The organism is Reichenbachiella sp. (genome assembly GCF_965223055.1).
Lineage (GTDB): Bacteria > Bacteroidota > Bacteroidia > Cytophagales > Cyclobacteriaceae > Reichenbachiella.
Genome location: NZ_CBDCVM010000010.1, coordinates 720,167 through 743,361 on the forward strand (window position 1 = coordinate 720,167; position 23,195 = coordinate 743,361).

Annotated in this window: 14 protein-coding genes; 5 read left to right on the forward strand and 9 right to left on the reverse strand. The window is 39.8% G+C overall.

The features are described 5' to 3' along the window. Positions 1-173: 173 nt before the first annotated feature. Complete coding sequence (locus ACOQO5_RS10890) at positions 174-989, reverse strand: 2,3,4,5-tetrahydropyridine-2,6-dicarboxylate N-succinyltransferase (protein ID WP_420581721.1); 816 nt, start codon at positions 987-989, stop codon at positions 174-176. A 417-nt stretch (positions 990-1,406) separates the two neighbouring features. On the opposite strand from ACOQO5_RS10890, the gene ACOQO5_RS10895 reads away from it, so the two are divergent. From ACOQO5_RS10895 to ACOQO5_RS10910, 4 genes are read left to right on the forward strand one after another with little or no spacing between them, the layout of a single operon-like run. Then, complete coding sequence (locus ACOQO5_RS10895) at positions 1,407-2,603, forward strand: acyl-CoA dehydrogenase family protein (protein ID WP_420581722.1); 1,197 nt, start codon at positions 1,407-1,409, stop codon at positions 2,601-2,603. A gap of 16 nt (positions 2,604-2,619) precedes the next feature. Further along, positions 2,620-3,705, forward strand: coding sequence for a phosphotransferase family protein (locus ACOQO5_RS10900; RefSeq protein ID WP_420581723.1), 1,086 nt, complete (start codon positions 2,620-2,622; stop codon positions 3,703-3,705). A 3-nt stretch (positions 3,706-3,708) separates the two neighbouring features. Further along, a complete protein-coding gene (locus ACOQO5_RS10905) occupies positions 3,709-4,689 on the forward strand; it encodes an NAD-dependent epimerase/dehydratase family protein (protein ID WP_420581724.1) in 981 nt (326 codons plus the stop codon). Continuing rightward, on the forward strand, positions 4,682-5,431 hold the full coding sequence (locus ACOQO5_RS10910) for a DUF1295 domain-containing protein (protein ID WP_420581725.1): 750 nt from the start codon (positions 4,682-4,684) through the stop codon (positions 5,429-5,431). Before ACOQO5_RS10905 ends, ACOQO5_RS10910 begins: the two co-directional genes overlap by 8 nt. 49 nt (positions 5,432-5,480) lie before the next feature. On the opposite strand, the gene ACOQO5_RS10915 is transcribed toward ACOQO5_RS10910, so the two are convergent. Further along, positions 5,481-6,650 (reverse strand): mechanosensitive ion channel, encoded by a 1,170-nt coding sequence (locus ACOQO5_RS10915; protein WP_420581726.1) that lies wholly within the window; start codon positions 6,648-6,650, stop codon positions 5,481-5,483. 124 nt (positions 6,651-6,774) lie between these two features. Continuing rightward, positions 6,775-7,347: a DUF4202 domain-containing protein gene (locus ACOQO5_RS10920; RefSeq protein ID WP_420581727.1), complete on the reverse strand. Its 573-nt coding sequence runs from the start codon at positions 7,345-7,347 to the stop codon at positions 6,775-6,777. A 77-nt stretch (positions 7,348-7,424) separates the two neighbouring features. Here ACOQO5_RS10920 and ACOQO5_RS10925 point away from each other — a divergent pair, with 77 nt between their 5' ends. Continuing rightward, complete coding sequence (locus ACOQO5_RS10925; protein WP_420581728.1) at positions 7,425-7,928, forward strand: FKBP-type peptidyl-prolyl cis-trans isomerase; 504 nt, start codon at positions 7,425-7,427, stop codon at positions 7,926-7,928. Positions 7,929-8,052: 124 nt separating this feature from the next. Here the strand turns inward: ACOQO5_RS10925 and ACOQO5_RS10930 are convergent, their stop codons facing one another. From ACOQO5_RS10930 to ACOQO5_RS10955, 6 genes are all read right to left on the reverse strand, one after another. After that, a complete protein-coding gene (locus tag ACOQO5_RS10930; RefSeq protein WP_420581729.1) occupies positions 8,053-8,757 on the reverse strand; it encodes a DUF2490 domain-containing protein in 705 nt (234 codons plus the stop codon). Positions 8,758-8,915: 158 nt separating this feature from the next. Further along, on the reverse strand, positions 8,916-20,102 hold the full coding sequence (locus ACOQO5_RS10935) for a T9SS type A sorting domain-containing protein (protein WP_420581730.1): 11,187 nt from the start codon (positions 20,100-20,102) through the stop codon (positions 8,916-8,918). Positions 20,103-20,308: 206 nt separating this feature from the next. Continuing rightward, complete coding sequence (gene bcp / locus ACOQO5_RS10940) at positions 20,309-20,764, reverse strand: thioredoxin-dependent thiol peroxidase (RefSeq protein WP_420581731.1); 456 nt, start codon at positions 20,762-20,764, stop codon at positions 20,309-20,311. 21 nt (positions 20,765-20,785) lie between these two features. Next, positions 20,786-21,112 carry a TraR/DksA family transcriptional regulator gene (locus ACOQO5_RS10945; RefSeq protein ID WP_420581732.1) on the reverse strand — a complete coding sequence of 109 codons (327 nt, stop codon included), beginning with the start codon at positions 21,110-21,112 and terminating at the stop codon, positions 20,786-20,788. Positions 21,113-21,122: 10 nt separating this feature from the next. Then, positions 21,123-22,181 (reverse strand): response regulator, encoded by a 1,059-nt coding sequence (locus ACOQO5_RS10950; protein ID WP_420581733.1) that lies wholly within the window; start codon positions 22,179-22,181, stop codon positions 21,123-21,125. Further along, positions 22,174-23,195: ATP-binding protein (locus ACOQO5_RS10955; RefSeq protein ID WP_420581734.1), on the reverse strand; the 1,022-nt coding region annotated here is incomplete at its 5' end. The genes ACOQO5_RS10955 and ACOQO5_RS10950, both read right to left, overlap by 8 nt.

Sequence of the window (23,195 nt, forward strand, 5' to 3'; positions counted from 1 at the left end):
TATCCGTCAGTCCGCGCACTAATCAGAAAACCCCAGAACAGGTCTGGGGAGATGGGTTAAATGAATATGTGTTACTAATCTAAAGGGCGAAGAACAAAAAATGGTTATCAAGTAATTGGCTTTCATTATGGCCCAATCACTCAATAACCATCAACGATTAACCTATAACTTTTTTATACAGCTACGCTATTTTCTCTCAACGCGTCATTAAGCGAAGTTTTCTTATCAGTGCTTTCCTTTCTTCTTCCAATAATGATGGCGCAGGGCACATTGTATTCACCAGCTGGAAATTTTTTAGCATATGATCCTGGAATCACTACTGACCTTTCAGGTACATAGCCTTTGTATTCTACTGGTTCATCCCCTGTAACATCAATGATTTTTGAACTCGCAGTCAAAGTAACATTAGCGCCTAACACTGCTTCCTTTCCTATTCTAACTCCCTCAACAATAATACACCTTGACCCTATAAAAGCATTATCCTCTACAATTACAGGAGCTGCTTGCACTGGCTCTAAAACGCCTCCGATACCTACACCACCACTAAGGTGAACACCCTTGCCAATTTGAGCACAACTACCTACAGTAGCCCAAGTATCAACCATGGTACCTTCATCGACATAGGCCCCAATGTTCACATAGGAGGGCATCAAAATCGTACCACTCGAAATGTATGCGCCGTACCTTGCTACTGCATGAGGAACCACTCGAACACCTAACTTATCATAGTCAGATTTGAGCGCCATCTTGTCGTGAAACTCGAATGGACCAACCTCGATTTTTTCCATTTTTCTAATGGGAAAATATAGGATTACTGCTTTCTTCACCCAATCATTAACCTGCCACCCATCAGCTGTTGGCTCAGCACATCTCAACCTGCCTTTGTCTAATTCTTCCAAAACAAACTCTATTGTTTTCACTACTTCTCCATCTTGAAGTTTCGAACGATCTTCCCAGGTTTCTTCAATGATTCTTTTATTATCTTCCATTTGTCAATTTGTAATTTAATTGGCCCATTTGGCAGGCTTCTTTTACGCAACAAAACTAGTTACAATTCCAAGTTTCAAAAACATATACTTCGCTTTCATTTTCACGAAGCAAAAAACATATGTTAATTTATTAACAATCAGCTTCTGTTTCAGCTCCTATTGATTTCATTCTAATAATCTGGCACGCATACTCTATTTTTATTTAAGTAATGGTATTTATCTATCTGATTTACTGATTACTATAAATCCATACCAAATATTATTTGGTGCTGCTAAATGCTATTTTTTGTTTTAATTAGCGCTCAACTATTTTAAATGACCAGATAAACACCCTATCTGTTCTTGTAAAGATCATTACCCCCACCCTTCGTTTAATCCAATCAATTACTTATCTTGATGATCCATAAACTACGCTCAATGATTGATCTTTTTAGTACCCCGAGAGTCAAAAATCTCCTCCCAAAATACACCCAATTCATTAATGAAGAAGTCATCCCTTTAGAAATGAAATTACTGGAGGTATCAGATTTTCAACAACACGAAAATCTGCTTTTCCAACTTAGAGAAAAAGCAAAAAAAATGGGACTATGGGCTCCTCACCTTTCCGAAGACGAAGGAGGTTTGGGCCTAGATTTAGTAGAGTTTGCACAAATTAGTGAAGTGATGGGAAATACCCCATTTGGTCATTATGCTTTCAACTGTCAAGCACCTGACATTGGCAATATGGAATTGCTTGAAAGCTATGCTTCCGAAGAAATTAAATCTACTTTCCTAGCTCCTTTGCAAGAAGGTAAAATTCGAAGTTGTTTTTCTATGACAGAACCAGAACATGCTGGATCAAATCCCAAATATCTGAGCACCACTGCCACCAAAGAAGATGATCATTATGTCATCAATGGACATAAGTGGTTTACATCTTCAGCAGACGGCGCCTCTTTTGCCGTCGTCATGGCCATTACAAACCCTGAGGCTGAAAGTCCTTATGAAAGAGCCAGTATGATAGTGGTACCGACAGATACTCCTGGTTTCGAATTGGTCAGAAATATACCCATCATGGGAGAAGAAGGAGCCGGCTATGTAAGTCATGCAGAAATTAAATACACGAATTGTAAAGTTCCTATGGCCAATCTAATACACGAAGAAGGACAAGGCTTCATGTTGGCTCAGCAACGTCTTGGACCTGGCAGAATTCATCATTGTATGCGTTGGATTGGAATAGCAGAAAGAGCATTGGATTTGATGTGCAAAAGAGCGGCATTCCGTCAAATATCAACCAGAGAGGTTTTAGGTGACAAACAAACGATTCAGAACTGGATTGCCGAATCCAGAACAGAAATAAATGCCTCAAGATTTATGGTTTTGCATGCAGCTGACAAGATAGAAAAGCATGGAAGTAAAGCTTCCAGAGTTGAAATATCGTCAATCAAGTATTATGTGGCCAATGTATTACAACAAGTATTAGACCGCGCTATTCAGGTACATGGCGCATTAGGTATTACTGACGATTTAATCCTGTCTTGGTGGTACAGACATGAAAGAGGAGCTAGAATATATGACGGACCGGATGAAGTTCACAAATCTGTTATTGCACGTTCTATATTGAAAAATTACTAAACCAAACAACTCTACAATGAGCCTCAGAAATAAAAATATGTTGATGGACCGATCTGGTATGATCCGCCAGGGTGAAGATATTGACATCAATAAGCTTAGCGAATTTCTGAAATCCTCCCCTGATTTTGAAGAAGGGAGTATTAGTGTGGAACAATTTCCAAGTGGCTTCTCCAATCTCACCTATTTACTCAAATGCAACGATCAGGAATTCGTCCTACGTCGTCCACCTATTGGTGCTGAGGTAAAGGGTGGACATGACATGAAACGGGAATATGATTTATTAACTAAAATAAATCCTGTTTGTCCCTATTCACCGCGTCCTATCTTGCATTGTGAGGATCAGGACATCATTGGTGATGAATTTTTTATCATGGAACGTGTAAGAGGCATTATACTCAGAAATGCCCCGCCTAAGAATATGCCTATGACGGCAGAACTCATGCAGACGATCAGTGCCAATTCAGTAGATATTCTTTGCGACTTACATCAACTTGATCTTGACAAAAACAATTTATGGGAATTAGGAAAACCAGAAGGATATGTCAAAAGACAAGTTGAGGGATGGGTGGAGCGATATAATCAATCCAAAACTGATCAGTTGCCAGGTATGGAAGCACTTGGCGAATGGCTCACTCAAAACATCATAGAAAGTGAGACAATTACTCTTTTGCACAACGATTACAAGTATGACAACCTTGTTTTGTCGCTTGAAAATTATTCAGATGTTTTGGCTGTTCTGGATTGGGAAATGGCAACAATAGGCGATCCTCTGATGGATTTAGGGACCGCCTTAGCCTACTGGGTAGAACTCATTGATCCTCCAGCACTTAAAGCCTTTAACCTTACCTGGATGCCTGGAAACCTAAACAGACAGCAAGTCCTTGAAAGATATACTGAAAAGACTGGGATTGATACTTCCAACATCCACTTCTATTACGTTTTTGCTTGTTTCAAACTAGGCGTGATCTGTCAGCAAATCTATGCCAGATACAAAAAAGGATTGACGAAAGATCCGCGCTTTGCCGGATTGATAGGCGTGGTAAACGCCTGTGCCATGAATGGTCAAAAAGCGCTGGATTCGGGGTCGATATCTAATTATTAACCTGTGAACAACATTATTGCGATTACCGGAGGGACTGGGCATATCGGTACTGCTCTGATAGAATTACTGATACAGGAAGATTATCTAATTCGGGCATTATATCACCGATCATTACCAATATTAGCACATAAGAACCTTACTTGGATACAAGGCGACATCAATGATTCAATTACCTTGAGCAGTTTATTTTCTGAAGCTCAAATAGTTGTTCATTGTGCTGCTTTGGTTTCTATTGACGACCACAACACTGAAAAACTCTTTCAAATCAATGTGGAAGGTACACAAGCAGTTATCAATGCTTGTCTGAAAAAGCAAGCCATTCGACTCATCCATATCAGCTCTTCAGATGTTGCGCAAAGTAAATCTGAACATGACATTTTTGATGAATCTGTACCATATAAGAATGATGATACTAATAGCTATGAGGCAAGTAAAATTAAAGCGGAAAAAGCGATTATTGCAGCGGTTAAAACTCATGATCTAGATGCCGTCATATTGAGACCTACAGCTGTTGTTGGTCCACCTGACTATCACCCTTCACTCCTAGGAGAAACCATTTATAATCTAGCATATGGAAATATACCTATGCTAACAACAGGTGGCTATGACATGATCGAAGTAAGAGATCTCTGTCAGACCATCATCAATAGTTTTGACAAAGCACGAAAAGGCGAAATCTACCTGCTTTGCGGTTCATTTTGCTCAATAGAAAAAATGGCGAAATTGGCGAACCCACACCGATCATGGATCACCATTCCTACTCAATTATTATTGGCCATTTATCCGATAGTTAGGTGGTACTTAAAAATAACAAAATCCAACCTTCCCCTGACACGAAAAAGTTTGTTAACACTTCAGCAATCCCCGAGATATATGGTTGATAATAAGGCAAAAAAAGAATTGAATCATAAATGTCGTAGTATTGAATCGACAATATCAGACCTATTGAAATGGAATAAAGAAGAATTCGACATCTATGAATAATACTGATTTTAATACATTATGCGCCATTTGGATATTTATTGCCGTAGCCGCATTTATTCTACTTCAATTTGTAACTGCCCCATATGGTAGACATACTAAGAAAGGTTGGGGGATAGAAATAAGTAATCAATGGGGATGGATAATTATGGAGCTTCCCTCCTTTTTGATTATGCTTTATTTCAGTTTAGTTTCAAATCAAAACACCTATACACTTATCTTGTTTGCATTGTGGCTTATTCATTATTTTAACCGAACCTTTGTCTTCCCCCTTCGGATTAAAACAAAAGGCAAAAAAATGCCTCTGGTGATTGCTATTTCAGCCATTTTTTTCAATGCTGTCAACGCAAGTTTAAATGGTTACTACCTTTCATATTTATCCGGCAATAATTCTTCAAGCGTAGAAAGCATCAATTTTATCCTGGGAATCTCATTTTTTGCTGTAGGGTTCTTCATCAACCAAAAAAGTGATCATTACTTGATTAGTTTAAGAAAACCAGGTGAGCGTGGTTACAAAATCCCAATTGGTTGGTTATTTAAATACATTTCTTGTCCTAACCACTTTGGAGAAATAATCCAATGGACTGGTTTTGCGCTGATGGCCTATAATTATGCTGCTTTATCATTTTTGATTTGGACACTAGCCAACTTAGTCCCTAGAGCCATAAAACATCACAGATGGTACAAGGAAAAATTTCCTGAATATCCACCTAACAGAAAGGCACTTATTCCTTGGTTGATATAAAAAAACCTCAGCCTATTGACTGAGGTTTTCCAATTCGATTTAAACGTTTTTATTCTTTTCTGAATCGTTTCAGAATATCTTCCATGTGTTTGCCTGCTGCTTCTCGACCACCCAAACCGTATGCCAGTGCTACAGTCACAGCTAGTGATCCTAATGTCAGCCCAAAGGCTAAATCGATGATACTGTTAGCAATTCCCATCGTACGAAGTGCAATGGCTAAAAATAAACCAATGATGGCCATCCTAGCTATGCCGGCTGCAAATTCATTTTCTTTCTTTTTGCTCATCGAACCATGCACCACAGAAGCTACAAAATTGCCCAATACCATGACAACTAGTCCAAATAGAATATCTCCGGACAAATTGAGAATATTATGCATAACTTCTGTCAGTCTGTCCATCCCTAGCAACTCTACGCCTGAGATTACACCAAAGAATACGATGAAAAAGTGCAAAATATTCGCAATTACTTTAGAAAGTGACTGATCTTCTGCAATGATAAATAGGTGCAATTGTTTCGAAAGTTTGTCTACTCCAATATTGAGTAATAGATCATTGACGAATGTTGCGACAAATTTGCCTCCAATAAAGAAAATGGTCATGATCAATCCGGCTCCAATAATGTGCGGTACGGCATCCATTAACTTATGAAGGATATTATTCGCCGGCGTTGTAATGGCGTCTAACTCTAACGCATTAAGTCCTTGAATAATCGCAGGAATGAATATCGCAATGAAAACGATTTGTTGAAGAAAAAAGACCAGTTTGTCTGTTTCTTTGAATCCAATTTGTTCACCAATTCGGTCCAAAAAGCTTCCAGCCATTTTTACCAAATTGGATACAAACTTGGCCAATACATAACCAATGAATACAACCGCACCCGCGGCCACGATTTTTGGTATAAAACTCAAGAATTCATCTAGCATGTTTCTTATAGGATCCAACACATAGCTGAAACCAAGCATCTCCAAGACAATCAATAAATTGATCACCATGAAAATGTAGTAAGCAAGATTAGCCAGGAATTTATTTGTGTCTACAATAGTATTACCCAGCAAGCGTTCATCCCAATCTGTTTTTTTCATGAGACTGTGTACTACTCTACGAATAACTACAGCGATAAGCCAGCCCACGACAAAAACCACCAACGCACCAAGTACACCAGGCATGATATCGTGAAGGGAATTAATAAGTGTTTGTAAATAATCAGGAAAGACCATTTCTTTTAATAGGTTTTAGATTTGTGAAATTTCGACGAATAAGATAGCCTAAGCCATTGAAATATCCTAGTGAAGAAGAAATAGTTACATTAGAATAGTTCAATATCATCTCATATTTATCTAATTATTGAAGTGCTTTTTGAATTAGCGCCAATTCCTTTTTGTTGTAATCGAGTTTCAGGGCCATTTCATGACCTTTCTCTGTCATCTTGCCCCAGGTCTTTTGCACAATAGAAACTACCTTTTCCTCCTCATGCTCAGCCGCAAATTCCTCAAAGTAATGCTTTAAGAAAACCAGACAAACTACATCTTCTAATTGCTGAGTTTCAGCATCTGTTTTAAGTCTCTTTTTTGTAACCAGGTCAGCTACTTTAGCTATCAAAGAATGATCAGCTCCCTCTTCTTCAAGAATGTCAGAAAGGATTTCCCCATGCATCAACTTCAATTCTGTTCTCCACTTCAAATACCCTTTTCTATCCATAGGGTAATCGGACCTAGGGATAGCCCATCGTTGTATATGTTGACCACGAGCGGCAATCTGCATCGCAATAGAAGGGGCTGAATCGTACTCATGTAACATATCTGTCATTCGCTGGCCATATACGAGTTCTTTTGGACATTCTTCTCCGTGATACAACACAGCGTTTGGGTCTTCCGCATTAATAGCATCAATTTTTGCTAAAATTTTCTCAATCATGATTCAATATTTGAATCGTAAAGATATAGGATGAGTCTCAATTGGCATTCGTCAAATGATAGTTCTACCTTCGCGTCATGAATATAGGAAACGAAAAAGTAGTATCCATCACCTATAAGCTCCAAGAGGGAAATAAGAGTGGTGAAGTCGTCCAGGAAGTGGACAGCAAAGAGCCATTCGTATTTTTATTTGGTGCACAGCAAGTATTACCTGATTTTGAAATCAATCTGAAAGATAAGTCAGTTGGTGATTCATTCGAATTTGGTATAGAAAGCGACAAAGCCTATGGGCCGGTAGATGAAAATGCTGTGGTGAACTTGCCAAGAAATATGTTTGAGCAAGATGGTAAATTAGGGGAAATTGTAAAGGTGGGTAATTTCCTTCCTATGAAAGACCAAGAAGGTAATCCGCTGCAGGGGTTAGTCAAAGAAATAACTGACGAGCACGTCAACATGGATTTTAACCACCCGATGGCTGGAAAAGACTTGTTTTTCTCAGGGGAAGTAATTGAAGTGAGAAAGGCTACGGCTGAAGAGCTTGATCACGGCCATGCACATGGTCCAGGTGGACACCAGCATTGATAATCATGACTATCAAAAAAAGGAGATTGAATATCAATCTCCTTTTTTATTGTATAGATCGCTTCACAGATGCTATACTCATTTCACCCTCGTTGTAAACGAGGATGATTGAGCCACTATTTTGCTAAAAATCATATTGAAACATCAACTGGAACGTAGGCATTTCTAGAAAATTATCTCCCACTTTAATTCGCTGCTTCATATATCCTAACTGGACATTTCCTGACTCTGCCACCCGGTAACCAAGCCCTACATAAAACCAATTTCGATCAAATGATTCAGGTTTCAACCCATCTTGATGAAACCAAAACTCATTAAACACATGAGCAAACCACTTCTCTCCTAAATCATGTCGAAATGTGAGTCGATATCTGAATCTGTTGGCAAAATTGGTGCCTTCAATAGCATAGCCATTGATATCATCCCCTACTATATTGCCTATCCAACGATGCTCCATTCTGAAACGATGTGAAATACCCAGTTTACCAATAGTCTGGTTAAGTGTAACCTGTTCCCACATATTATTTTCTGGAACGGTGATCCCTGACGGCAAAGGTCCAAATGATGAGGTTTTTAAGTGCGTATATCCCAGTGTAAAAACAACCTCTTTATTTAATCGAAAGTCTAAGTACGGACGAATCAGAAATTGCTGTTGCTCCTTGGTCCAATCATATCTTCTCACGTGGATTTCATTACCTATTCGCCATTTTTCATTGATCGAGTAATGATTAAGCATAAAAAACCAAACATTCATATCACCTTCCACCTCTTGCCCTTTAGCATTTGACAGACCTGATAGTAATAGTGTAACAAGTATTATTTTCTTCATTTATTCTAATTTTCAAAAGACCAGGCAATAATAAACCTACTCAGTAAACTTAACCGTCCGAATTTTTACCTATTTAAATATCAAATGTATCTATCCACTTAAATAAAAAACACGTCCCAATCACTCAGGACGTGTTTCGTAAATGACGGTAATACAACCTATTTTTTAATTATACGGAATTTTTTTGTGCCCTTTGGAGTTTCTAGAAGCACCTGATATACTCCAGTCTGCAATCCAAAGAGATCAATATTGATTCTTGAGTTGTTAATTTCAGAATATACACGCTGGTAAACAACTCCACCAGAAATAGATATGATCTGAATACTGGCATATTGAATCTCTTCATTGGCATCCAAAGTCAATAAATCATCCACAGGATTTGGGTAGTACAATATGGAAAATTGGTGTAGCTCAGATTCCATTCTAATGGTTTCAGAATATTGATACTTTCCATCAAAATCCACTTGCTTTAATCTATAATACGCCACTCCTTTCAAAGGAGACTTATCATACAAGGAGTAGATGTTGATGGTTGATTCAATATTTATTGCATCTAAATGACCAATTACATTAAATGATTCTCCATCAGCACTTCTTTCAACTTCGAAATGACTCACATTGATCTCGTTTGCAGTAGTCCAGGAAAGCAATATTTTATCTTCAATATACTGACCCTCAAATGATAAAAAGTCTAAAGGTAGTGTTATGGTGTTATCCGTGTCCAGTTGATTAGGAGTCATATCCCCATCATTATCTGGCACTCCCGAAACACCTCCATATTCTACACCATTGGCATCACTGTCGAATAGATCTACTATTCCATCAGAATCAGCATCGCTAAAGAATCCGTTGTCAGGATCAGCAAAATTGAGTACACCATCACCATCTCCATCCTCTAGCCAATCTGGAATACCATCAGTATCTGTATCTGTTGTGGTATACTGCCCAGGATCTCCATTAGCAGTTTCATAAGCTGCAGCTCTAGCCTCGAAATCCCGTAACACATCATTGGCTCCTACTGGTTCTCCAATGTCTTCATCATCATCAAAACCTTCATATAAATCAGGAGAACCATCATTATCTGAGTCCGTGTCTAGATAATCTAGGATTCCATCTACATCCGTACTGGTAAGTGCCAATGGTGTACCATCAGTATCATCTGCGAGTCCATCGCCATCGGCATCATTACCTCCTACAGTGAACCTACCATGATCATCCGTTCCTACAGGGAAGAAACCATCATTAGCTTCAGCAGCATCAGGTATACCATCACCATCAGCATCCAAATCTAGGAAATTTAACAAGCCATCTCCATCTGTATCGCTATGAGAAAGGGCACTTCCTCCATTAGTAAAATCATAGGTATCAACCCAACCATCTCCATCCGTATCAGTAAGATCATCTGCTTGACCATCATTGGTAGCATCTGTTCCTCCACCTTCTACCAAATCAGAAATACCATCATTATCAGAATCTGCATCTTGATAATTGAGCAAATTATCCCCATCCTGATCTGAGCCACTTACAGCGGAACCACCATCATCAATTCCATTATCGTCCGCATCAACAAATGAATCTACCCGACCATCATTATCTGAGTCAGTACCATTATTCTCAACAATATCTGGAGTTCCATCATTATCCGAATCTATATCTAGATAATCTGCCAATCCACTTGCATCTGAATTGGTGTAAGCATAAGCAGCACCTCCATCGGTACCATCTCGATCATCATGATAACCATCACCGTCAGTATCGACAAGTGAAGAGAATTGTCCATTAGCATCCATACCGGCTGGAGCAATTCCAGCATTGGCTTCTACAGCATCCGGCATCAAGTCATTATCAGAATCAAGATCCCTATAGTTATAGTTACCATCATTATCCGTATCTGATACTGCCAGTGCTGTTCCGCCATTGTCCGGATCGTAGGTGTCTACCCAGCCATCTGCATCTGAATCGGTAAGCACATCAGTTTCTCCATCATTTGTAGCATCTGTCCCTTGAGCCTCAATAATATCTGGAATACCATCATTGTCCGAATCTCTGTCTACATAGTCTTGAAAGCCATCTGTATCCGTATCCAAAGGAGATAAAGCTATACCTCCGTTGTCAGCATCGAGAATATTGGCCCAACCGTCGCCATCAGTGTCACCAAATGTATCTATCGAACCATCATTATTGGCATCATTCCCTCCTGCTTCTAATAAACTTTGGATGCCATCATTATCTGAGTCTAAATCCAAGAAATCTTGCTGACCATCACCATCAAAATCGGGAGGAGTAGATGTATTAAAATAGACACCATCAATTTGTAAAGATCCTGCCGTGCTATTCAGGTTCTCAACGCCGATATATTGAGCTGACGCGTTTAGCTCAATGGTAAAGCTTTGATACAATGTATTAGATACAGCTAAAAACTGCTGATCATTAGTATATGCACCATCTGAAAAAGTATTAGCAGTATGCTGGCTAATCTCCAAATCGTTGTTTCCAACACCTGCTGCGTCCACCCGAGCTAATACCGCTACCACTGTTCCAGCACCGTAACTTGCACCAAGATCGATTACCAAAAATTCATTGGTCTGATCTAAATCTGCGCTATTACCATCAATTGTGGAACTATTTGCAGGACTGGTAACACCATCACCTCCACCACTATTGTCAAGAGTTCCTTCGGTATAGCCAATTGCATCATGGATACCATCCGAATCACCATCCGTAAATGCATCTATAGTACCATCATCATTACCATCGGATAATTCTGCTCCTTCTATCAAATCCAGTATACCATCATTGTCACTGTCCAAATCAAAGAAGTTTGGTACACCGTCCAAATCAAAATCATATCGATCATCAATGTTGTCAGCATTGGTATCTACACCAGGGTCATTGTAGTTCAACAATCCATCTCCATCATCATCTCCAAAGGCATCTCCTAGTGAAGCATCATATTCATTGATATTGAGAATACCATCGTTGTCATTGTCGAAATCCTGTAGATCAGCTATTCCATCACCATCAAAATCCGCGAAATACAAATAATCTGGAATGGCTCCTCCCCCTTGAGTTTTGTCATCAGTCCAATCATTGTTTCCATTAGCATCTTCCAGTGAGGTATCTATTCCATCTTCATCATCATCTGTGTCTCTAAAATCTACTGTTCCGTCCGTATCTGTATCTTGTAAATCTGCTGATGTTCCTACTACATTATCGCTTCCTCGACCTGCGTAGATATCATAAATATCCCAAACGCCATCACCATCTGTATCTACATTATAGCCTGTCTCGTCCGTGATGTCATTGTCATTATCTGAATCCCAATCACCAAAGCCATTAGCATTGGCATCGTAGGCTTCAATCAAATCGTCAACACCATCGTCATCGCTATCATCATCTCTATAATCAGGTTCACCACCTGCATCCGTGTTGGTAGGTGTAATTGAAGTTCCACCGTCGTCATTATCATACGCATCGTCCAAGCCGTCACCGTCAGTATCATTTCCGCTCAATGCAACAAAGGTTGCTTGGCTTTCATAGTGATCAGTAATACCATCGTTATCAGAGTCTAAGTCAAGAAAATCTTCTAAACTATCAGAGTCAAAGTCTTCATTAGCCAGCGTAGTACTTTGTGCATTGTTACTAACACCATCATTTTGATCTACGTCACTTGATACCCCATCTCCATCTCCATCGACCCCAGTAAACCTTCCTGTATTGGTATCGAAGCCAGCAGCTGCAGTACCGTTGTTAGCTTCTATACCGTCATAAATACCATCATTGTCACTATCTACATCAAATGGATTGATGATACCATCTTGATCTTGATCATACTCATCTAATACCCCATCACCATTGGCATCTGTAAAGTTATTTCCATAGCCGTCGTCATCAGCATCTATGCTGTTGACATCTCCATCTCCATCCATATCATCATCCAGATAATTATAGATTCCATCATTATCAAGATCGCCATCAAATAGAGATCCATCATCTGGACCTCCAGCAGGTAGAGGAATCACACCAAATGGATATTCGTCAATCGAAGCTATACCATCATTATCTGAATCACCATCAACTGTGTCTAAAACACCGTCACCATCATTATCTGCGGCAAACAAGTAATCCGGGATTGGATTTCCGTTTTGGACGAAATCATTGGTCCAATCTCCATCAGCACCTCCGCCCATTCCGTCACCTGTGTCTTCTGCACTTGTAAGTGTGCCATCGTTGTCATCATCAGTGTCCCGATGATCAGCCTCATCAGCACCATCTGAATTTTGCAGCGCTTGATTAGATGCATCTATATTAGAAAAGGTAGCAAAGCCTGTATTGTCTGTATCAAACACATCCCAAATCCCGTCATTATCTGTATCTACATTGTATCCAAACTCATCAGTAATATCATTATCTCCATCTGTATCCCAATCGGCAAACCCATTCGAACTAGCGTCGAACCCTTCAATCATGTCCAGAATTCCGTCATTATCAGCGTCAGTATCTAAATAATCATCATTGTCTACGCCATCAGAATTCTCTGGATCAATGGCACCGGAAGCATCTACATCGTAAACATCTAAAATTCCATCAGTATCTGAATCTCCTGCTATTGGCGCCACATAAGTCGCCGTAGTCTGGGCTTCTCTATTGTCTGTGATTCCATCATTGTCAGAATCTAAGTCCAAATGATTTGGTACTCCATCAGAATCTGTATCAGGAATAGTAATTGGCGTACCACCAAAACATGGACCTGTTGTGACATTGTAGTAGATATGATACAATTGTCTCTCTGTTCCTCCATCAGCCTGAAATCTTATATAGTCTGCGTCGGCATTGAGTGTGTAAGTATAGTCTGTTGGAGTGGTTAATCCAGTAGCGGATTGCTGCACCGCATTGGTGAAATTCGTCCCATCGGTGGATTGAGAAGTCGTGAAATTGAAATTACCATCAATGGCCAAATTAAAAATCACATCAGTACCATTTGGTATGGTACGACCAAATTGGACTGTTATATACTCTCCATTAGCATTTGTAAATGCATAAGTTCCATCAGGTGCTCCAAGCGCATTGTCAGTATCGTCCATGCCATTATTCTCAAATAAAGTGGCAGCATAGTACGGAGTAACTATTGGATTGCCATCACATAATTCATCAACTGAATCCTCCATTCCGTTGTTATTATCATCTGTGGTGATTGCTCCATCCAAGGCTCCATCCTCATCTGTATCAGCCAATCCAAACTCAACCACATCTGCAATACCGTCATTATCACTATCCCTGTCCATCATGTCTGGAATTCCATCCAAATCATAATCAAATTCGTCAATGACTCCATCGCCATTTGCATCAGTTAGATTAAAAGTATCTGTAACATTGTCACCATCCGCATCGGAATCGCTCACATTGGCAATACCATCTCCATCCATATCAGCATCCTGAAAGTTCAGAATACCATCACTGTCGTTATCACCACCTGGGTTAACTCCTGTTCCCCCATCTTCACTTGAGTTGGCTAAACCATCATTATCTATATCATCGTCCGAGCTATCTGCTACTCCATCACCATCAGAATCGGGATTGCTGTACAAATAATCTGGAATATTGAAGCCGCCTTGAGCAAAATCGTTCGTAGGATTTCCATCTACAATGTCCGTATCTTCGGCACTGGTCAGTGTACCATCATTGTCGTCATCCGAATCCTGAAAATCCCAAATGTCATCTAGATCAATATCTGTAACAGCTGCACTAGAACCTGTAATTTGAGTGATTCCTGTTCCTACATAATTATCAAAAATATCAAGGATTCCGTCTTCATCTATATCAGAGTTAAATCCGGTGTCATCAAACGTGGCATTACTATTTGCGTCCCAATCCGCATACTGTCCCCGTCCGGCATTATTACCTTCTACTCTATCGTTAACCGTATCACCATCCGAGTCATCGTCTAAATAATCAGCAGCACCAGTACCATCAGTATTTGGCGGAGAAAGCAATGTACCGCCATTGTTCGGGTCATAAGCATCATCCAAGCCATCATTATCTGTATCGTTACCAGAAGGTGCGACATAAGTGGCTTTGGTTTGGCCTTCAATATTGTCTACAATACCATCATCATCGGCGTCTAAATCCAAAAAGTCTGGAATAGCATCTGGGAATAAACCTCCATCAGTGTCTACAATAGTAAATGCCATTCCTTCCTGGGCATCATTCCACCCATCCGTATCGGCATCGGTAAAACCATCGATTTGACCTGTTCCTGCATCTGCTGTAAGACCATTTTCCACCAAGTCCAACAAGCCATCGTTATCAGAATCCATGTCTGCAAAATTCCTCTGACCGTCGCCATCATAGTCTTGAATGGCATATGGATTACTTTCAGTTGAATCATTCAATCCATCTCCATTGGCATCAGACATGGCATCGACCCTTCCATCAAAGTCAGCATCTGTACCTCCTCCTTCAAGGATGTCAGGATACCCGTCGTTATCACTATCCAGATCTTTGTTATTCGGAATACCATCACCATCTGTATCTGTATCACTAATTGGAGTTCCACCATTATCAGGATCTACCGAATCTGGCAAGCCGTCACCATCGGTATCAATTTCAAACCCATCAACTTTACCATTTCCATCTGTATCAGCACCCCCATTTTCCACGGCATCCGTGATACCATCATTATCAGAGTCGACATCTAAATAATCATCAATTCCATCGCCATCAGTGTCTGGAATTACTAACGGACTACCTCCATTGTCAGGGTCTATGATATCGGCAAGACCATCCCCATCAGAATCTACAAAATTGTCAATTTTTCCATCTCCGTCAGCATCTGTACCACCTGCTTCCAAGAGATTGGTAATACCATCGCCATCAGAATCCAGATCGGCCGCATCCCTAAACCCGTCGCCATCTGTATCAACAACAACTAGCGGTGTTCCTCCATCGTCTGGATCGATTATATCGGCCACTCCATCACCATCTGTGTCTGTCGTATTATCTAATAACCCATCATTATCTACATCAGTACCTCCTACTTCAAACAAATCAGGAAATCCGTCATTATCGGAATCCAAGTCTCTGAAATCAGGAATGCCATCAGCGTCTGTATCAAAAACATCGTAGACCCCATCGCCATTTGCATCTGCAGTATCACTCAATCCTGCAGTCACTGTAGCATCATCTACGTCCCTAAAGTTTGGAATACCGTCTCCATCTTCATCACCACTGGGATCAATAGTTTCTCCATTATCTTCATCTGCATCAGCTATTCCGTCATTGTCAGAATCTCCGTCTAAGCTATCAGGAACTCCGTCACCATCAAAATCGCCATAAAACAAGTAATCCGGAATATTAGCTCCTCCCTGTCCATCTGTACGATCATCACTGAAATCGCCATTCAAATTAATATCTTCATCTTCAGTAAGATCCCCATCGTTGTCATCATCAGTATCCCTATAATCTAAATTGTCGATGCCATCAGTGTTTTGTCTGTCTGCATTAGAACCAGTTCCGTTTATTCCTGCACCAAGAACCACGTTATCAAAAGCGTCCACCAATCCATCTCCATCTGTATCGGACCCAAACCCAGCATCATCAGTAGCACCATTGGTATTTGCATCCCATTCTCCAAAACCATCATTATCTAAATCATCACCTTCAACGATATCGAGTACTCCATCCTGATCAGAATCATCGTCCAAATAATCGGGGTTGTCCTGTAAATCTGTATTGACTGGAATGATCAAAGTTCCACCATTGTCAGGATCAAAGCCATCATCAATCCCATTGCCGTTAGAATCGAGATTTGCGAACGTCACGGCAGAACTGCCTGAGATACTTTCATAAAAATCCGTAATACCATCAGCATCACTATCAATATCAAGAACATCAAGGATGCCATCAGCGTCTGAGTCGGCATTGTTTAATGTAGAACTGCCACCGACAGCAGCAGGGCTATTGTCAACATAATTCATGAGACCGTCATTGTCTGGGTCATTCAAGTTAAATCTAGCTGTCGAAGTATTGAACCCATTTGGTACCGCACCATTGTTGGCCTCTATGGCATCTAGAATACCATCATTGTCTGAATCTCCGTCAAGAAAATCAGGAATACCGTCCAAGTCAGTATCATAAGTGTCGTATACTCCGTCTGTATTCGAATCAGTTGCGTCAGCTAAGGAGCCAGATATATCAGGGTCTCTGTAGTTCGGTACCCCATCATTGTCAGCATCCTGACTAGGGTCAATCGCTTCTCCTCCATCTTCATCAGTATCAAGCAATCCGTCATTATCTGAATCTGCATCATTAGCATCAGCTAAGCCGTCTTCATCATAATCTCCTCTAAACAAATAATCAGGCACGGTAGTCCCTACTACAGCAGTTCCTTGTCCTTGTGTAAAATCATCCGTCCAATCTCCATTGCTGTTTTCATCCTCACCAGAGGTCAAGCTACCATCATTGTCATCATCGGTATCTTGAAAATCAGCAAAGTCAGCACCGTCTGTATTTTGCACGGCGGCTGCGGTTCCTCCATTGTCGGTATCGAAAACATCCCAAAGGCCATCGCTATCCGTATCACTATTGAATGTAGCTCCAAATGGATCACTCGCATCTAAGACATTATTATTATCTCCATCCCAATCTCCAAAACCGTTAAAATCGGCATCGTGACCTTCGATCAAGTCTATTACACCATCTCCATCAGCATCAGTATCTATGTAATCTTCTGAGCCATTGCCATCAGAGTCCACTGGTACTATGAGTGTTCCACCATTGTTAGGGTCATAAACATCGCAAAGTCCATTACCATTGGTGTCGGCAGCAACAGAAGTAACAAATGCGTTGCTTGCTTGTGATTCAATGTTATCGATAATACCATCATTATCACTGTCTATATCCAGATAGTCTGCTAGCGCGCCATCACCATCAGAATCCGGAAAGCTCAAAGCCCCTATATCCTGACTATCATTTCTTCCATTACCATCTGTGTCAGTAAAGCCAGAAATTTGACCATTGGCACCCGCCATTCCACCAGCTTCAATTACGTCAACGATTCCATCATTGTCACTATCAATATCTGCATAATTATGCACACCGTCTCCATCGCTATCTGGAATAACTAAAACTGCTCCTCCTGGATTACTTATAGGATAGGTTACTGACATGTCCGTAATACAAGAAGAATTAGCACCGCAAATCGCATCTACTCCCCCTCCAGTGGTCATGGTGATTGTCACTATTCCATCATCATTAAATGTGTTCCAGTTGGCCTGAGGAATAGTAATCGAAAATCCCAAGACATTACAATCAGAACCATCCAAATTATCAGAATCGGTATAATCATAAGTTCCCAAATCGACAGCACCTTCACCAGTCAATGTGAAATTTTCGCCTCCTTGAACTCCATAATCTCCCTCTAGATTAAAAGTCAGCGTAGCATCACCATTTGCATCTGTAGTAGTTACCGTAAAGGATAAATTATGTGTAGGGTCTGCAACAGTCTGACACTCATCTGCAAATCTGTCCGTCCTGAACATTGGATTTGGATCAAATGAGTCATTTAATCCATTGTTATTTATATCTGCAAATCCATCAACAAAACCGTCATTATCGGCATCGGTAAGACCAGCTTCAATAATATCCGAAATTCCATCATTATCACTATCCAGATCAAGGGCATTTGGAATACCATCTTGGTCGTAATCAAAATTATCATTTACACCATCGCCATTAGCGTCTACGAATCCAGCAAAATCAGTATCTAAATAATCAGGGATTCCATCTGCATCGGCATCAGCCTTCACATCTCCTTCTTCAGCATCCGGAATGCCGTCATTATCTCCGTCATCATCCAAATGATTTGCTACTCCATCTCCATCCGTATCACAGTTATACACAAAATCCAAAATTTGAGTATTTATTTGATAATATCCGAATGACCAGGTATTCAACAAATCATTGTCTCCACTATTCCAGGTATGTGTATTTACATTGGTACCACTCAATTGAACTTCTGGGTCAGCTCCGGTAAAGACTTGTGAATCATCCCAATAAATCAAATCAAAACTTGTAGCTGGACGCACATCCGTCATACCAAGGCCAGTGGGGCTATCTTCTACATCCCACATCGGAATGTGAAGTGGTCCAGAGGTAAACCGACCTGAAATAGTGATTTGAGTACCAGATGCTACAGCCACACCCGTACCGTCTAATCCGTCCCAAAGCACAGAATAAGACCCTTCAGCTGTAATTTCCTGCTCAACTAATACATCTGTTGTACCAGCTTGATAACCAGTCTCACCATTCATATCAATCAGAATAGCCACTTGACCCACCTGATTAGTTTCAAAATAAATAGTAGCTTGACCACCGCCGGTATCACTACAACTGAAAAATGCATCTGCTATAACTACGGTTGGTAATGTACTCGTCGGATACAATTCCAGGTCAGGGTTGTTTAAAAAAATATCGTATTCTAAGAGGGCTGTTTCAGTAGTCTGTGATTGTCTTAATTCTGTAAAATTAGTCGTACCCAAGACACCTGGATCAGACCCTACTGAATTTGCATAAAGCGCAAAAGTGAATGGCTGCAAACCACTAAGATCAATTTCCTTTATATAATTCCCTGCACTTACTCCGTCTACTGTAGATGGAACTCTCGCATACATTTGAAAATCGGTAGATAACAGATTAGCTCCTGCAGCACTGGTAAATCCCCATTTTTGACAAAACATTCTGCCAGGCTGCTCTTCAGTACCGTCGTAAACGGAAAAATCCCATAAATCATACCAGCTCTCTTCGTTGATATCTGTAGCAGGATTCGTACTTCCACCATCGTCCTGAATGAAACCAACATAAAAATCCTGATCTGAACCTGTGTTATTCGTATAACTCTGCGCATCATATCCAGTTACTCCTACTACAGCCTCAGGGCCTGCGGTTGCTTCTGCATAGCTTTCTATTACACCTGTTTGTGGAGTATTGAATGTAGCTCTATTTGGGCTCCCATCATCATTAGTCAATGTCCATGACGTTGCTATAGTTCCATCATTCTCATAGAGTACGACCGTGAGGTCTTCTTGATCCGTTCCAAAACTTGAAATCCGTCGAAGTCCCCAGTATAATGTCTCTCCATCATTAATTCGAATGTAAGTTCTTTCTGCTGCGGGCGCATCAGCTTGAAGGAAATTTCCTACTAAGCCCGAACTATGAACTAGATATCCAATGAAGGTGTTTGCTCCTGCGGCAGTACCTGTATTAGACGGGGTAAGATTCTTTGAACCTTCGGCGTAAGAATTCCATGACCAAATGGCCAGAAAAAGGGCAACAATAACTTTTCTCATTATGCTAGGTTAAATAGCCAATTGGTATTTAGGCTAAACGTGAGTCTTCTAGAAGGATCATACTGAAGCCAAAAAACCAATAAAAAAACATTAAAAGCGCTGGATGAATAAGGAAACAAAGAAGTTGCTTCCATCGAAAATATTACAATGATACGTAAAATATCTAAGTATTTTCTCTTAGAGGAACTAGAATTTCATAATCGAACTTAAGTGATATTCACTATCTGTTCAGTGTGCGCTTTGGTTTTCACTTTACTAATCACCTCTTCAATCATACCCTGTTCGTCAATAATAAAAGTTGTTCGAACAGTACCCATGTATTCTCTGCCATAAAGCTTTTTCAAAGCCCAAGTCCCATACATATTATGAACGATATGATCTGGATCAGAGATAAGGTCAAAAGGCAACTCATGTTTATCTATAAATTTCACATGAGATTTTTCACTGTCTTGACTCACTCCCAGCACTACATACCCTTGTTTTTGCAAGGTCTCATAATTATCTCTCAAATTACATGATTGTGCTGTGCAGCCTGGCGTATTATCCTTAGGGTAGAAATACAGAACCACTTTCTTTCCCAGATAATCTGACAACTTAATGGATGAACCATCTTGAATTTTGGCTTCGAATTCCGGTGCTCTATCTCCTTTTTGTAAACTCATGATACTTTTAATTTGGAATAATCAGGCGCAATTTACACACTTATTTGATTGAGGCATGAGCATAATTCTACCAACGGGTATCGGCTTCAAGCAACGCACACAAATACCAAAATCCTTATCATCAATTTTGGACAAAGCCACCTTCAACTTACTTAGTTTTTCTTCGGCCTTTCGTAGTGAAGCTTCATTGATGCTCTTATTATTGATCGCATCCATGCGACTAATACGGCCTATGGAATTTTCTGGAGAAATAGGTTTAGTCAAGTCTTTGAGCTCTAGAATGTTTGATTGAACATTTTTAATCTCATTTTCAATTAGTTTTTTGACTTCCTTTTTATCTAACTCCATTTCCAGGTTTTCAATAGCCCCTTGATATAATGGTACTTAATTCATCAATGTCAATCAGTGTAATCTGATTGGATTTAATCTCAATCAACCCTTCCTTTTTAAAGTCTGATAAGGTTCGAATGACCGACTCAGGTGAAGTTCCTACAATATTAGAAAGATCCTCTCTAGAGAACTGAAATTTTTTGTTCTCAGAACCATAATTCTTTTGAACAGTCAACAATGCTTCCGCCACACGCTGTCTTACAGAATTATAAGCAATGTGCAACATTTTCTCTTCCTGATCTTTGAGATTGCCAGATAGGATTTTTATGAATCTGGAAGCCACAGATCGATCTTTATATATCAATTGCAGAAAATCATCTTTGGGGATATAATAAGACTCACTATCCTCCATAGCCATGGCTGAATCACTATGATCTGATTGCGTAATCAAATCATTAAACCCAATAAAATCCCCTGGACCAAAAAGGCCAGTAATCAGCTCTTTTCCATCCTTGTTGGTCTTATATGTTTTGATTTTTCCTTTATTTATGAATATTAAATAATTAGGATAATCCCCTTCATAATAAAGGTTCGTTTTTTTCTTATGGTGTCTGATCCGCTTTTCTTTGGACAGTTGCTTTAAGCTTTCAATTTCTTTGGCATCGCTAAAGAAGCTATCGAGTCCTGAAATGTTTGCATCATATTCATTTTGAATCTGTTTGCTCCTTTTTAATCTAGCCTCAACTGCACCAAGTAATTCTATATCATCAAAAGGCTTAGTCAAATAATCATCCGCACCAAGGTTCATTCCTTTTCTAATATCTGATTTTTCCACTTTAGCAGTAAGAAAAATAAAAGGGATATGTGCCGTTGATGGATTTTTAGAAATAATATGTAGAACTCCGTAGCCATCCAGCATGGGCATCATTATGTCGCATATTATTAATTCTGGCTTGAAATTTTTCAATTTTTCAAGTCCATCCTTACCATCGCAAGCAGTTGTCACCTCATATCCCGATAGCTCTAAAATTTCAGCAGTATTTTCTCTGACTTCCACATTATCTTCAATCAGCAATATTTTATTCATCTTTTATGGCATTTAATTTTAATGTAAATGTGGACCCTTGTCCTTCAGTGCTTTCAAAATTTATAGTTCCTTGTATTAGCTCCAGGTATTTTTTGACAATATTCAATCCTAAGCCAGTGCCTTGAATGTGCGAGGCATTGTTGGCTCGAAAGAATTTATCGAAAAGATGTTTCTGATCCTCTTTTGGAATACCTATCCCGTGATCAATTACTCTGATCGTGAGCTCTTTATCTTCTAGTATAGTATCTAGTATTACTTTTCCTCCCTCCGGAGAATATTTGATGGCATTAGATAATAAATTAACCAATACCTGTTTTAGAATTTGTGAATCCGTGCAAAACATCCCTTCCGGACTATTACACTTAAGATCAAGCACCTGATCTTTTTTCATTAATTCACTCATTTCATCGGTAATCTCATGAAGGAAATCACAAATAATGAGATCCCTTGCTGACACAGTCAATTTTCCTGCATCTAATCTATCCATGGAAAGAAAGTCATTCAAAATCCCCGTTAGCTCTCCTACACTCGATTTCACACGATTGATATGCTTGAGTTTTTTATCTCTGTTCTCGTCAGAGATATACTTTCCTATAAGAGAAACAGACGAAAGAATTGCACTCAGCGGAGTTCTGAACTCATGTGAAGCCATTGATACGAATCGGGTTTTTAGTTCATTTAGTTCTTTTTCCTTTTCCAGGGCAATGCGCGCTTCATTCTCAGCTTTAACTCTTTCTTTAATCTGCATTTCCAAGTCCGTGTTCGACTTTTGCAAATCATCTATTGCTTCATTCAATTTTTTGGTCCTGTCCTGAACTCGTTGCTCTAGCTCAGCAGCGTAAACTAACAATTGCTCTTCACTGCGTTTTAGCTCGATTTCAGCTTCTCTTCTTCTCGTAATGTCAATGACATGAGCTATGGTCACTTCCTCTTCATCTACTTTAGCCACATTCAGACTGATTTCCACCGGAAAAGTACTACCATCTTTTTTTAAAGCAACCAAATCTCTCCCCA